General features: G+C 65.9%; 14 protein-coding genes. 8 read left to right on the plus strand and 6 right to left on the minus strand.

Translation table 11 applies throughout. The features are described 5' to 3' along the window. The first annotated feature begins 202 nt into the window (after positions 1–202). Positions 203–1,363, plus strand: a complete 1,161-nt coding sequence (locus N5E02_RS03345) for an MFS transporter (protein WP_279945827.1) — start codon at positions 203–205, stop codon at positions 1,361–1,363. A 107-nt stretch (positions 1,364–1,470) separates the two neighbouring features. On the opposite strand, the gene N5E02_RS03350 is transcribed toward N5E02_RS03345, so the two are convergent. Continuing rightward, entirely contained in the window at positions 1,471–3,447 is a 1,977-nt protein-coding gene (locus N5E02_RS03350) for a hypothetical protein (RefSeq protein WP_279945828.1), read from the minus strand. A 366-nt stretch (positions 3,448–3,813) separates the two neighbouring features. On the opposite strand from N5E02_RS03350, the gene N5E02_RS03355 reads away from it, so the two are divergent. The 7 genes from N5E02_RS03355 to N5E02_RS03385 all read left to right on the plus strand — a co-directional run bounded on the left by N5E02_RS03355 (position 3,814) and on the right by N5E02_RS03385 (position 8,406). After that, entirely contained in the window at positions 3,814–4,434 is a 621-nt protein-coding gene (locus tag N5E02_RS03355; RefSeq protein WP_069139522.1) for a LemA family protein, read from the plus strand. 3 nt (positions 4,435–4,437) lie between these two features. Continuing rightward, on the plus strand, positions 4,438–5,325 hold the full coding sequence (locus N5E02_RS03360) for a TPM domain-containing protein (protein WP_069139523.1): 888 nt from the start codon (positions 4,438–4,440) through the stop codon (positions 5,323–5,325). After that, the gene (locus N5E02_RS03365; protein WP_065186338.1) at positions 5,325–5,819 is read left to right on the plus strand and encodes a TPM domain-containing protein; all 495 of its coding nucleotides are present in this window, start codon (positions 5,325–5,327) and stop codon (positions 5,817–5,819) included. Before N5E02_RS03360 ends, N5E02_RS03365 begins: the two co-directional genes overlap by 1 nt. A gap of 51 nt (positions 5,820–5,870) precedes the next feature. Beyond that, the gene (gene lgt, locus N5E02_RS03370) at positions 5,871–6,758 is read left to right on the plus strand and encodes a prolipoprotein diacylglyceryl transferase (RefSeq protein WP_262220275.1); all 888 of its coding nucleotides are present in this window, start codon (positions 5,871–5,873) and stop codon (positions 6,756–6,758) included. After that, positions 6,755–7,549: a thymidylate synthase gene (locus tag N5E02_RS03375; RefSeq protein ID WP_005415342.1), complete on the plus strand. Its 795-nt coding sequence runs from the start codon at positions 6,755–6,757 to the stop codon at positions 7,547–7,549. The genes lgt and N5E02_RS03375 overlap by 4 nt, the downstream gene beginning before the upstream one ends. Before the next feature lie 81 nt (positions 7,550–7,630). After that, positions 7,631–7,918 carry a hypothetical protein gene (locus N5E02_RS03380; RefSeq protein WP_065428238.1) on the plus strand — a complete coding sequence of 96 codons (288 nt, stop codon included), beginning with the start codon at positions 7,631–7,633 and terminating at the stop codon, positions 7,916–7,918. Then, entirely contained in the window at positions 7,915–8,406 is a 492-nt protein-coding gene (locus N5E02_RS03385) for a dihydrofolate reductase (protein WP_053500480.1), read from the plus strand. The genes N5E02_RS03380 and N5E02_RS03385 overlap by 4 nt, the downstream gene beginning before the upstream one ends. An 86-nt stretch (positions 8,407–8,492) precedes the next feature. Here N5E02_RS03385 and N5E02_RS03390 read toward each other — a convergent pair whose 3' ends face one another. Genes N5E02_RS03390 through pdxA form a run of 5 tightly spaced genes read right to left on the minus strand, consistent with a single transcriptional unit; the run spans position 8,493 to position 12,352 of the window. Then, entirely contained in the window at positions 8,493–9,140 is a 648-nt protein-coding gene (locus N5E02_RS03390; RefSeq protein ID WP_032953945.1) for a DUF1287 domain-containing protein, read from the minus strand. Next, positions 9,137–10,159: a symmetrical bis(5'-nucleosyl)-tetraphosphatase gene (locus tag N5E02_RS03395; protein WP_164093591.1), complete on the minus strand. Its 1,023-nt coding sequence runs from the start codon at positions 10,157–10,159 to the stop codon at positions 9,137–9,139. Before N5E02_RS03395 ends, N5E02_RS03390 begins: the two co-directional genes overlap by 4 nt. 15 nt (positions 10,160–10,174) lie before the next feature. After that, a complete protein-coding gene (gene apaG, locus N5E02_RS03400; RefSeq protein ID WP_008268668.1) occupies positions 10,175–10,558 on the minus strand; it encodes a Co2+/Mg2+ efflux protein ApaG in 384 nt (127 codons plus the stop codon). A 13-nt stretch (positions 10,559–10,571) separates the two neighbouring features. After that, positions 10,572–11,375 carry a 16S rRNA (adenine(1518)-N(6)/adenine(1519)-N(6))-dimethyltransferase RsmA gene (rsmA, locus tag N5E02_RS03405; RefSeq protein ID WP_061478350.1) on the minus strand — a complete coding sequence of 268 codons (804 nt, stop codon included), beginning with the start codon at positions 11,373–11,375 and terminating at the stop codon, positions 10,572–10,574. Beyond that, entirely contained in the window at positions 11,372–12,352 is a 981-nt protein-coding gene (gene pdxA, locus N5E02_RS03410) for a 4-hydroxythreonine-4-phosphate dehydrogenase PdxA (protein WP_065179685.1), read from the minus strand. Before pdxA ends, rsmA begins: the two co-directional genes overlap by 4 nt. Positions 12,353–12,366: the final 14 nt, after the last annotated feature.

Raw genomic sequence — 12,366 nt, forward strand, 5'->3', positions numbered from 1 at the left:
AGAACCCCCGGCATTCCGGGGGTTCTGCGTTGTGGGGGCGAGGTCGGTTCTTCAACGGCATTGTGGTTTTTGCACTTGTGGCTGCGTTCCGGCTTCCACTTGTGAACCAGGATCAACAGTGTTTTCCCGGGGCGAGGCTTAATCCGGCGCAGCAAAGCGCGCAGGCTACGCACTCCCGATTCCCGCCCCCAGGACCCCCCCCATGAATTCCAGAGCCGCCTTGCTGGCGCTTGCCGTTGGCGCCTTCGCCATCGGAACCACCGAGTTTGCCCCGATGGGCCTGTTGCCGGTCATCGCCGACGGCGTCGGCGTTGGCATCCCCACTGCGGGCATGCTGATCACCGCCTATGCCGTGGGCGTGATGCTGGGCGCGCCGGTGATGACCCTGCTGATGGGGCGTTTTGGCAAGCGCACCGCGCTGATGCTGCTGATGTCGATCTTCGTCGCCGGCAATCTGTTGTCTGCGCTGGCGCCGAACTACGGGATGCTGCTGCTGTCGCGCCTGGTCACCAGCCTCAACCACGGTGCCTTCTTCGGCATCGGTGCGGTGGTCGCTGCGAGCCTGGTGCCGAAGGAAAAGCAGGCCGCTGCCGTGGCCACCATGTTCATGGGCCTGACCATCGCCAACATCGGCGGCGTGCCGCTGGCGACTTGGGTGGGGCAGCAGCTGGGCTGGCGCCTGTCCTTCGCCGGTACCGCAGTGCTGGGCCTGGTTGCGATCACTGCGCTGGGTTTCGCGCTGCCGGCATCTGCACCGGGGCCGCGCCCGGACATGCGCCGCGAACTGAAGGCGATCCTGCAGCCGCAGGTGCTGCTGGCGATGGCCACCACCGTGCTTGGTGCGGGTGCGATGTTCACCCTCTATACCTACGTCGCACCGGTGCTGACCGAATTGACCGGCGCCTCCAATGCCTTCATCGCGATGTCGCTGGCCCTGATCGGCATCGGCTTCACCTTCGGCAACGGCATCGGTGGACGCATGGCTGACTGGTCGCTCGATGGCGCCACACGGATCCTGCTGGCCGTCCTGGCGGTGCTGATGTTCGTGCTGCCGCTGGCCTTCATGAGCCACGCCACCGCGGCGCTGGGTGTACTGCTGTTCGGTGCGGCGACCTTCGCCCTCGTGCCGCCGCTGCAGATCCGGGTGATGCAGGTGGCCAGCGAGGCGCCGGGCCTGGCGTCGTCGATCAACGTGGGTGCATTCAACCTGGGCAATGCGGTAGGTGCTGCGCTGGGGGGGGCGGTGATCAGCTCGGGACTGGGCTACGCCGCGATTCCGGTGGCCGGTGGCCTGCTGGCCGCGTCGGGCCTGCTGCTGGCATGGCTGGGGCGTCCGCGCACTGCGGTGGCTGAGGCCTGCTGAGAGCGAAGCGGTGCCGGGGCGCACCCGTCCCGGCACCGGCACAAGCTCCGAGGTCCTGTTCACTTTGCCGGCCTTGCAGAGACGACTGCGCGGCTAGTCCCGACTGACTAGTGTTTTTTCAGCACGACCTCGTCGGGGTTCCAGTTGTCGTCTGCACCGTCCTGCAATGATTCCGGCACCGCCCAGATAAGTACGCCGGAGTGCTTGCCGGCGAGTTGAAGTGCATGGACCCAGAGTTCCGTCCCCGCTCGATTGAATGCAAGGGAATTCAATGCGATTTCTTCTGGAATGGCGAGGCGAGAGACGTGCTTGCCGGAATCCATGCGCCAGACATCGACGTAACGGCCCGGTGAAGCCCCTGTAACCGTCATCGCGAGCAGCCTGCCATGAGCTGTGCGTGCCAGTGCCTGAGTACCGGCTTTTCGTTCCACCTGAAATGCAGTTTCCCCGGTGGAAAGACGATGAATGCGAAGCACTTCCTCCTGGTCTGTTGGATCACGAGCCTCTTCGGCGACCCAGTCGCCTGCGGCGCTCCCCAACACCAAGCGACCACTGCCTCCGGAACTCATTGGAAAGCTCTTGACCACATCGCCTGATGCAGGTGCAACACCCACCAGGCCGCAACTTGTGAACCAGAGAAGTCCGTCACCCAGATCCGGTGCTGGACCTGAGGAGCAGGATTGCATGTAGCCAAAGACGCGCCGCCTCAAGTTGGTTCTGTCTTTCCAGAGCGCCTTCATCTCGATGGCGTCTCCTGATCCTGTGTCCATGATCCGCTCGGGGAAGCGCTCCTCCGTCGCCATGTGAGGCTCCGAGTAGAGATAGGAGTTGCCACCTGCATCGAGTTGCCAACGAGGGGCCATACTGCTCTGCATGCAACGGTCGCTTCGGATCGCCCCGGTCCCATCAACGCTGATCCACACAGGACAGGACGTAAGAATCTGTTGAGTCAGGCTTGGCTCGATTGTGGTCAGGGCCCATAACCCACCCTTTGGGTCGACCTTTGTCTCGATGACCCGCCGGCCTTCGCCCATCTGCCAAGCCGCGATGCGCTCATTCTTCTTCGCAACGACGTAACCGTATGAATCGTCGGCGCCTGACGTCACATGGAACTGATCCTTGGGCAGCGAACGAATCTGGCCAGAGTTGTTGCCGGGTTGAATCCCCTCGATTGGGAACCACCGCAGCATCGTCGTCGCGCCATCCACGGGCAGAGGAGGGACGATGCGCTGAACCGACGTCTCATCGCTTGGGTTGAACAGATTTGAAATGACATCCAATGATGTTTCAGGGCCCGCTGGGAGCGTAGATACCAGCGCCTGCACCTGGTCTGAGAATTCCTGGCTGGCGCTGTTCTCTGTGATCATCTCGGTCTCCCAATGCGGGTAGGGCACGCCGGCGACCCCCGGAATGGATGCGAAGGCCTTCCACTTGACACGGCGTTGCTCCTGGCGCCGTTCTGCATACCAGAGCAGCGTCTGCGAAGGAGCGCCTGTCAGACCCGTCAGGTCGATCAGAACAACGTGCTTATCGCCCGACCTGCGTCGCGAGGTGTCAATGTAGGAACTGGAGAATGTCCGCCGATCCACAGTCAGATCAGTGAACGCGGCGCCGGTGGGGTCAATATCGGATGGAGACAGCTGTTCCACGTGAGTACGCCAGCGCGATTTCTCTTCGGGGGCGATAACCCCTGCCGATGCCGCCACATCAATAGCAGCAAGGTTCTGTGCGAACGCGATTGCACTCTTCTCAGGGTGGAAGTGTCCGTAGACCTTGATCCACTCCCGTTCCATGTCTCCCAGGATGGGTTGAGTGTCATCCCTCAGGCGGAATGCGCTGGAAAAGTAGCTTCGCGCGCGTAGCGCTGTGCTGACCGCCTGCGTCGACGCTGACACGATGGAGGCCTTGCCCATGTAGCTGTCACGCCCGACGTGAAGCAGCATGTCCCGGGCTTGGGTATCGTCTGGCGCGATGAGAACAGGCGCGGGCGTCGGAGCACCCCGCGTGGGATCCGGGGTTGGCTGGGCGCACGCCGTTGGCATGAGCAGAGCGATGATCGCCGCTGTTGAGAGAATTTTGTGCATGATCGAGGTCGATGTCCATTTCCCGACCGATGGCTGCTGCCTCTGAGCAGGGCGGGCGGTTCGAGTGCGAGATCCCCGCACTATCTGATGCGGAATTTGTGTTGGGCCATGCAATAAGTACGAAATGGGCCCGCGCTTGCCCTACCCGGGGGGGACGGCTCGCCGGCGGAAGGCGGAAGCCAAGGGCAGAGCAGCTCGCAGGCTCTGCGTGGTCGCGCGGACCCGGCCCAGGTAATGCGCCAGACCCTTAGCGTCGGTACCTGCTGGCCTGGACCCATTGGCCCTGCCGGATTCCTGTTCATTTCCACACGCTCGTTAACACTGGTCGTGGCATGCTCTGCGCCAAGTCCACCCGGAACCTCCGCCATGCGCCTGTTCACCCGTGTCCTGCCCCTGATGCTGCTGGCCTCCCTGTTGTCCGGCTGCGGCTACAACGCCATCCAGCAGAAGGATGAGGCGGTCAAGGCCAGCTGGTCCGAAGTGCTCAACCAGTACAAGCGCCGCGCCGACCTGGTGCCCAACCTGGTGCAGACCGTCAAAGGTTTCGCCAGCCAGGAAGAGCGCGTGCTGACCGAAGTCACCAACGCCCGCTCGCGTGTCGGCCAGATCAACGTCAACGCCGATGACGAAGCCTCGCTCAAGCAGTTCCAGCAGGCCCAGGGTGAACTCGGCAGCGCGCTGTCGCGGCTGCTGGTGGTGACCGAGAACTATCCGGTGCTGAAGTCCGACCAGAACTTCCGCGACCTGCAGGCCCAGCTGGAAGGCACCGAAAACCGGATCACGGTTGCGCGTGGTCGTTACATCCAGCAGGTGCAGGACTACAACACCTACATCCGTTCGTTCCCGCAGGTGATCACCGCCAAGATCTTCGGCTACAAGACCAAGCCGAACTTCACTGTGGAGAACGAGGCGCAGATCTCCAACGCACCGGCGGTGGATTTCGGCAACGCGCCGCAGCAGCAGCCGGCACCGCAGCCGGGCCACTGACCGATGCGCCTGGCCACTGCGCTGCTGGCCCTGCTGCTGTGGCTGCCGCTGGCGGCGCAGGCCCAGCAGCTGGCGCCGATTCCGGCGCTGGATTCGCCGGTGGTCGACACCACCGGCACGCTGGATGCCGCGCAGAAGCAGGCGCTGGTGCAGCAGGCGCTGGACCTGCAGCAGCGCAAGGGCAGCCAGCTGCAGGTGCTGGTGGTACCCACCACCCAGCCGGAGGACATCGCGCAGTACACCACGCGGGTCTTCGACCAGTGGCAGATCGGCCGCAAGGGCGTCGATGACGGCGTGCTGCTGGTGGTGGCCAAGGACGACCGGCGCGTGCGGATCGAGCCGGGTTACGGCCTGGAAGGCGCGATTCCCGATGCCATCGCCAACCGGGTCATCCAGGAATACCTGGTGCCGCGTTTCCGCGCCGGCGACTACGCCGGGGGCATCACGGATGCCACCGCCGTGCTGGTCAAGCTGATCGATGGCGAAACGCTGCCGGCACCGGTCAGTGGCCATCGTGGGCGCGAGCCGGGTGGCGGCGGCGATGCCTGGTTTCTGGCGCTGTTCATCGGTGTGTTCGCCGGCAGCATCCTGCGCGGCGTGTTCGCGCGCGTGCCGCGCCCGCTGCGTGGCCTGCTCGGCGGCGCTGGCGCAGCCGTGGCGGCGTTCCTGTTCACCTCCACCCTGCTGGCCAGTGGCCTGGCCGGCGTGGTTGGCCTGATCGTGGCGATGCTGTCCGGCCATCCGGGGCGCTTTGCCGGCGGTGGTGGCTGGGGCGGTGGCAGCTGGGGCGGGGGAGGCGGCTTCGGCGGTGGTGGTGGATTCGGCGGCGGAGGCGGCTGGGGCGGCGGCGGTGGCCGTTCCGGTGGCGGTGGCGCTTCGGGAGGCTGGTGATGATCCAACGTCTGTTCCGCCATGTATGTTCGCCGTCGGTACGTCGCGCGTTCCCGCCAGCCACGCTGCAGGCGATCACCGAGGCCATCGCGGCCGGTGAGCAGCGCCACGGCGGTCAGGTGATGTTCGCGGTGGAGGCCGATCTGCCGCTGGCCGCGTTGTGGCACAAGGTCACCCCGAGGCAGGCCGCCGAGCATGCCTTCGCACGCCTGCGCACCTGGGACACCGCCCACAACAACGGCGTGCTGATCTACCTGCTGCTGGCCGACCATGCCATCGAGATCGTCGCCGACCGCGGCCTGCATGGCCGGGTCAGTCCGGCGCAGTGGCAGCGGGTCTGCACCCATCTGCGCGAGGGCCTGCGTGGTTCCAATCCGGTGGAAGCGCTGCAGGATGCCATCGACGAGGTCTCCAGCCTGATCGAAGGGCACTTTCCGGCCTCGACCCGGTCGAACGATGACGCGTTGCCGAACTCGCCGCAGATCCTTGGTTGAGCCGGGGCGGCACTGGCCCGAGAATAGGCGTTCAACCGCAAGGCACCTTCCATGATCTATTTCCACGACATCGACCCCATCGCCCTCTCGCTGGGGCCGATCAAGGTGCACTGGTACGGCATCATGTACCTGCTCGGCTTCACTGCGGCCTGGCTGCTGGGCCGCACGCGCATCGCCGCCGGGCGCCTGCCGGGCGTCGATGCCAACGGCTTCTCCGACCTGTTGTTCTACGCCATGCTCGGCGTGGTGCTGGGCGGCCGCATCGGCTACATGCTGTTCTACGCGCTGGGCGATTTCCTGCACAACCCGCTGCTGCTGTTCAAGGTGTGGGACGGCGGCATGAGTTTCCATGGCGGCCTGCTGGGCGTGCTGGGTGCCTGCTGGTGGTGGTCGCGCAAGCACGCGCTGCACTTCTTCGACACCATGGATTTCATGGCGCCGCTGGTACCGCTGGGCCTGGGTTTTGGTCGCATCGGCAACTTCATCGGCGCCGAGCTGTGGGGCAAGTACACCGACGGCACGTGGGGCGTGGTGTTCCCGTCGGGCCTGCCGGCGCCGCTGAACCAGTTGGACCATGCGACCCTGCAGGCGCAGTTCGCCACCGGCGCGCTGAACCAGTTCGCCCGCCATCCCTCGCAGCTGTATGAAGCGTTCCTGGAAGGCCTGGTGATGTTCGTGGTGCTGTGGACGGTGTCGGCCAAGCCGCGCCACCGTTACTTGGTCGGCGGCCTGTTCGCGCTGATGTACGGCCTGTTCCGCTTCGCCGTCGAATTCGTACGCATGCCCGACAACGGCGTCTATGTGGCCTTCGACTGGCTGACCCGTGGCCAGATCCTCAGCCTGCCGCTCATCGCCTTCGGCCTGGTGCTGCTGGTGATGTCGCGCCGCGCGCCGGTGCTGCAGCCGCAACCGGTGATGGCTGCGGAGGGCAAGGCATGAAGGCCTACCTGGATCTGCTCGCGCATGTGCTGGAACATGGCGCGGAGAAGAGTGACCGCACCGGCACCGGCACCCGCAGCGTGTTCGGCTGGCAGATGCGCTTCGACCTCAATGAAGGTTTCCCGCTGGTCACCACCAAGAAGCTGCACCTGCGCTCGATCATCCACGAGCTGCTGTGGTTCCTGAAGGGCGATACCAACATCGGCTACCTGAAGGACAACCAGGTACGCATCTGGGACGAGTGGGCCGACGAGAACGGCGATCTCGGCCCGGTCTACGGCAAGCAGTGGCGCAGCTGGGCCACCGCCGATGGCCGCGAGATCGACCAGATGCAGTGGCTGGTGGACGAGATCAAGCGCAACCCCGATTCGCGCCGGCTGGTGGTCAGCGCCTGGAACGTGGGCGAGCTTTCGCAGATGGCGCTGATGCCGTGCCACAACCTGTTCCAGTTCTACGTGGTGGACGGCAAGCTCAGCTGCCAGCTGTACCAGCGCAGTGGCGACATCTTCCTCGGCGTGCCGTTCAACATCGCCAGCTATGCGCTGCTGACCCACATGGTGGCGCAGGCCACGGGCCTGGGCGTGGGCGACTTCGTGCATACGCTGGGCGACGCGCACCTGTATTCGAACCACTTCGAGCAGGCGCGCGAGCAGCTTTCGCGTGAACCGCGCGCGCTGCCGAAGCTGTGGTTGAACCCGGAGGTGAGCGACCTGTTCGGCTTCCGGTTCGACGACATCCGCATCGACGGCTATGACCCGCACCCGGCGATCAAGGCGCCGGTGGCGGTGTGAGTGATGTTTGGCATGCTGCGTATCAGCTGGTGAGACCTGACTGATGCAGATTGTTTCTCGGATTCACCAAGTGGAGAAGCAATGAGCAAACATTCACGAAAGGCACGGGAAAAGCTGGCGGAAGGCTTGATGTCGATGTCCGGCTCCCTGGCCGTTGCATTGACTGTTGGTGTGTTAATTACTCCTCTCCTGGCAGTCGCCAATGCGGCGGTCGCGGGAAAGGATGTGGACCTTTGGGCCATGATTACTGACCTCAAACCGACTACTGCGGCAATACTGTTCCTGCTCTATTGCTCAGCGGTTGCGACAGTACTCGGTGGACGTAGCGCGGCGATGAAAATCTTCAACGAGTTGTATCCGGACAAATGAAGCTCTCGATGATCGTGGCGCTGGACCGCAACCGTGGCATCGGCCAGGGCAATGCCATGCCCTGGCACCTGCCGGATGATTTCAAGCACTTCAAGGCGCTCACCCTGGGCAAGCCGATCCTGATGGGGCGCAAGACGGCCGAGTCGATCGGCCGCGTACTGCCGGGGCGCACCAACCTGGTGCTGACCCGCAGCGGCCAGGTGCCGTTCGCGGGCATGCGCGCGGTGGCGTCGCTGGACGAGGCGAAGGCGATTGCCGAAGGCGAGGGCGCCAGCGAGCTGTGCATCATCGGCGGCGGCGAGATCTTCCACCAGCTGCTGGACCAGGCCAGCGACCTGTACCTGACCTGGGTCGATGCCGAAGTCCCCGCCGACACCCATTTCCCCGAGGTGGCCGTGCAGGACTGGCGGGAAGTGAGCAGCGAGCCGCATCCGGCCGATGACCGCCACGCCTATGCGTTCCGCTTCGTGCATTACGTGCGCCGCTGAGGATGGTTTTCTGTAGAGCCGAGCCATGCTCGGCTGCTGTTGCCTGATACCTCCCGTAGCTGAGCATGGCCCGGCTCTGCAGGTGCCTACGGCATCCGGTAATGCCCGATGATCGCGTGCTGGAACAGCAGGTTCTCTTCACGCGTGCCGCGCGCGATGTTGTGCAGCACCAGCGGTGTGCCATTGGCCAGCCTCCGGTCGGAGACGATGCCGACATGCAGCAGACCGTTGCCGTTGAGCTTCCAGGCCACGATGTCACCGGCCGCATAGTCGGTGGCGAGGGCGGTGATCGGTTGCTGCCAGCCCTGCCGTTCGAACCAGCGCATCAGGTTCGGCACACGTCGATGATCAATGTTGCGGTCCGGCCGTGACAGGCCCCAGATCGCGGGATACGCGCTGAAGTTGCCGCGCATGTCTTCATGCACGCGCGCCTGCAGGTCCAGGCCCTGGCTGCGCAGGGCGCGCACCACCACGTCGGTGCACACGCCGCGATCAAGCGGGACGTCGCCGCCGGGATAGGACAGGACCTGGTAGGCGGGATCGTAACGGGTGGTGACGCCGATCTGTGCGCGCGCTGCGGCCACCAGTGGCGGTGAAGGGGCCTGCGGCTGCGATGGCGTGGGGGCGGCATTTCCGCCGCCGGTGGGAGCCGGGGGCGAAGCAGGCTGGCAGCCGCTGGCCAGGGCCAGCGTCAGCAGCAGCACCCTCCATGGTGCCCAGCCGCGTCGCGTCATGCCTGCGGCGCGGCGCCGTTGTTGTGGGGTCCACCGGAGCCTCCACCGCCACCACCTCGACGGCGACGACGGCGCGGACCACGGTTGCCCGGGTTGGCAGCAGTGGCGTTGCCGCCGCCCTGTTCCTTGCCCTGCACCGCAGCGGCGGAGCGCTCGTGCGCCGGTCGCGCCGGCGGGCGGGCGTGGGGTACGGGTGCCGGTACATCACGGCCCGGTACCTGCACCACGCGCAGCTCGTCGGTATCGAGCTGGATCGCGGTCAGCTTGCCGCCCCAGACTGCGCCGGTGTCGATGGCGTGCACGCCCTGGGTGATGGTCAGGCCCAGCGCCGACCAGTGGCCGCAGACGATCTTGAGGTCGCGCTCGACCCGTCCAGGTACTTCGAACCAGGGGTAGAGTCCCTGTTCCTGCGTGCCAGGGGTGCCCTTGTCCTCGATGCCGATGCGCCCGCGCGGGGTGCAGTAGCGCATGCGGGTGAGCACGTTGATGATCGCACGCGAACGGTCGTAGCCGGACAGGTTCGGCGCCCAGCTTGGCTTGTCGCCGTACATGTTGCGGAACAGCTTGCGGTAGCCGGCGCCGTGCAGCTGCACCTCGACTTCGGCGGCGTGCTTCTCTGCCATCTGCGTGGTCCACTTCGGCGCCAGGCCGGCGTGCACCATCATCCAGCCCAGCTCGCGATCCACATGCACCAGCTTCTGCAGGCGCAGCCAGTCCAGCAGTTCGTCGCGGTCCTCGGCCTGCACGATGCGCAGCAGGTCCGGGTTGACCTTGCGCTGCTCCTCTTCGGTGCGTGCACCGACGGCCAGCAGCGAAAGATCATGGTTGCCCAGCACCACCACGCTGTGCTCGCGCAGCGAATGCACCAGCCGCAGCGTTTCCAGCGACTGGCCGCCACGGTTGACCAGGTCGCCGCAGAACCACAGGGTGTCCTGGGCCGGGTCGAAGCGGATCTTCTCCAGCAACCGCTGGGTCACGTCGTAGCAGCCCTGCAGGTCGCCGATCGCCCACACACTCATCGTTCGGCCTCCGTGTCAGTGCAGGGTACGCGGGACGGCCAGCACGAACGGTGCGACCGGCGCGGCAAATTCGGTGCCATCGTCGGCGACCATGTCGTAGTGCCCCTGCATGGTCCCGTGATCGGTCCCCAGCATGACACCGGACGTGTAACGGAAGTCTTCACCGGGGCGCAGCCGCGGCTGCTCGCCGATCACCCCGTCGCCATCGACATGCTCGACACGGCCATTGGCATCGGTGATGCGCCAGTGGCGTGCGACCAGGCGTGCGGCGACCCGCCCCTGGTTGTGGATGCGGATCGTGTAGGCGAACGCAAAGCGACCGTCTTCCGGCGCGGATTGATCGTCGAGGAAGCGCGGCGCGACTTCGACGGAGATGGCATATACGTCAGCGTCTTCCATACCGGCAGTGTAATCAGGAGGCATTGGCCAAAGCGATGAATTCGGCCACGTCCAGCTGTTCGGCGCGGGCATCGGGACGCACGCCGGCAGCGATGAACTGCTCGGCGGACACCACGTTGTTCAGGGCGTTGCGCAGGGTCTTGCGGCGCTGCCCGAAGGCGGCCTTGACCACCTCGGCGAAGCGCGTGTGGTCGTTGATGCTGATCGAGGCCGGGTCACGCGGCACCAGCCGCACCACGGCCGAATCGACCTTCGGCGGCGGCCGGAACGCGCCCGGCGGCACCACGAACAGGGAGGTCACCTGGCAGTAGGCCTGCAGCATCACGCTGAGGCGGCCATACACCTTGCTGCCGGGGCCGGCGGCCATGCGGTCGACCACCTCCTTCTGCAGCATGAAGTGCATGTCGCGGATCACCGCGGCATGCTCCAGCGCATGGAACAGGATCGGCGAGGAGATGTTGTAGGGCAGGTTGCCGACCAGGCGGATCGGCTGGCCATCGGCCAGTTCGGTGAAGTCCACGCGCAGCACGTCGCGGTGGACGATGGTCAGCTCGCCCAGCGGCTCGGCGGCGGCGGTCAGCGGCGCGATCAGGTCGCGGTCGAACTCGATCACCGTCAGCTTCGGGTGCACGCGCAGCAGCGGCAGGGTGATGGCGCCCTGGCCTGGACCAATTTCAACCAGGCGGTCACCATCTTTCGGATTGACCGCCATCACGATCTTGTCGATGTAGTGGCGATCGGCCAGGAAATGCTGGCCAAGCTGCTTCTTGGCCGGTGCGGTGAACACCGGGCCGGAGGGGGAATGCGGGGAATTCATGCGCTCAGTGTACGTTGCCGCGCCAGCTGCGCACACAGCGTCGTTGCCGCCTGCAGGCTGGAAGGATCGGCGATGCCGCGGCCGGCCAGGTCCAGCGCGGTGCCATGGTCGACCGCCACGCGCGGGTAGGGCAGGCCCAGGGTCAGGTTCACCGCCTGCTCGAAGCCGGAATACTTCAGCACCGGCAGGCCCTGGTCGTGGTACATCGCCAGCACGGTGTCGAAGCCGGCCAGCTTGGCCGGCAGGAAGGCGGTGTCGGCCGGCAGCGGGCCGACCAGGTCCATGCCCTCCGCGCGCAGGCGCTGCAGCAGGGGGATGACCAGGTCCAGTTCCTCGCGTCCCAGATGACCGTCTTCGCCGGCATGCGGGTTCAGCCCGAGCACCGCGATGCGCGGCGCAGGCAGGCCGAACTCGCGGCGCAGCGCGGCATGCACCGTGCGCAGGGTGTGTTCCAGGCTGGGCGCGGTGATCGCATCGGCCACCTCGCGCAGCGGCAGGTGGGTGGTGGCCAGGGCCACGCGGACAATGTGATTGGCCAGCATCATCACCACCTTCACTCCGGCCTGGTCGGCCAGCAGTTCAGTGGTGCCGCTGTAGGCGATGCCGCCCTCGTTGATGACCGCCTTGTGCACCGGGCCGGTCACCACACCGTGCAGCTCACCGGACAGGCAGGCCTGGCCGGCGCCGAGCAGGGCGCCGATGACCGCGCTGGCATTGGCCGGATCGGCCTGGCCGAAGTGGCTGGGCGCCGCGTTGCGGACGGCGCGCAGGCGCAGATCGCCGGGGACGCGTGCTTCGGCGTGCTCGGGCAGCAGTTGCAGGGGCAGGTTCAGGGCGGCCGCAGCCGCGCGCAGGGTGTCCGGGTCGGCGAAGGCCAGCAGCCGGCAATCTTCACGCGGCTGCTGGACGAGGCGGACACACAGCTCCGGGCCGATCCCTGCGGGCTCGCCCGGTACCAGAGCGAGCTCGGGGCGCATCGGTCAGGACTGCG

Source organism: Stenotrophomonas sp. GD03777, from assembly GCF_029842485.1.
Classification (GTDB): Bacteria; Pseudomonadota; Gammaproteobacteria; order Xanthomonadales; family Xanthomonadaceae; genus Stenotrophomonas; species Stenotrophomonas sepilia.

Excerpts from the sequence above, each read along its gene's own strand:
- N5E02_RS03360 (WP_069139523.1), top strand. The coding sequence starts at position 4,438 with ATGCGCCTGGCCACTGCGCTGCTGGCCCTGCTGCTGTGGCTGCCGCTG.
- N5E02_RS03355 (WP_069139522.1), top strand. The coding sequence starts at position 3,814 with ATGCGCCTGTTCACCCGTGTCCTGCCCCTGATGCTGCTGGCCTCCCTG.
- N5E02_RS03365 (WP_065186338.1), top strand. The coding sequence starts at position 5,325 with ATGATCCAACGTCTGTTCCGCCATGTATGTTCGCCGTCGGTACGTCGC.
- pdxA (WP_065179685.1), bottom strand. The coding sequence starts at position 12,352 with ATGCGCCCCGAGCTCGCTCTGGTACCGGGCGAGCCCGCAGGGATCGGC.
- N5E02_RS03390 (WP_032953945.1), bottom strand. The coding sequence starts at position 9,140 with ATGACGCGACGCGGCTGGGCACCATGGAGGGTGCTGCTGCTGACGCTG.
- N5E02_RS03385 (WP_053500480.1), top strand. The coding sequence starts at position 7,915 with ATGAAGCTCTCGATGATCGTGGCGCTGGACCGCAACCGTGGCATCGGC.
- apaG (WP_008268668.1), bottom strand. The coding sequence starts at position 10,558 with ATGGAAGACGCTGACGTATATGCCATCTCCGTCGAAGTCGCGCCGCGC.
- N5E02_RS03375 (WP_005415342.1), top strand. The coding sequence starts at position 6,755 with ATGAAGGCCTACCTGGATCTGCTCGCGCATGTGCTGGAACATGGCGCG.
- N5E02_RS03345 (WP_279945827.1), top strand. The coding sequence starts at position 203 with ATGAATTCCAGAGCCGCCTTGCTGGCGCTTGCCGTTGGCGCCTTCGCC.
- rsmA (WP_061478350.1), bottom strand. The coding sequence starts at position 11,375 with ATGAATTCCCCGCATTCCCCCTCCGGCCCGGTGTTCACCGCACCGGCC.
- N5E02_RS03350 (WP_279945828.1), bottom strand. The coding sequence starts at position 3,447 with ATGCACAAAATTCTCTCAACAGCGGCGATCATCGCTCTGCTCATGCCA.
- N5E02_RS03380 (WP_065428238.1), top strand. The coding sequence starts at position 7,631 with ATGAGCAAACATTCACGAAAGGCACGGGAAAAGCTGGCGGAAGGCTTG.
- lgt (WP_262220275.1), top strand. The coding sequence starts at position 5,871 with ATGATCTATTTCCACGACATCGACCCCATCGCCCTCTCGCTGGGGCCG.
- N5E02_RS03395 (WP_164093591.1), bottom strand. The coding sequence starts at position 10,159 with ATGAGTGTGTGGGCGATCGGCGACCTGCAGGGCTGCTACGACGTGACC.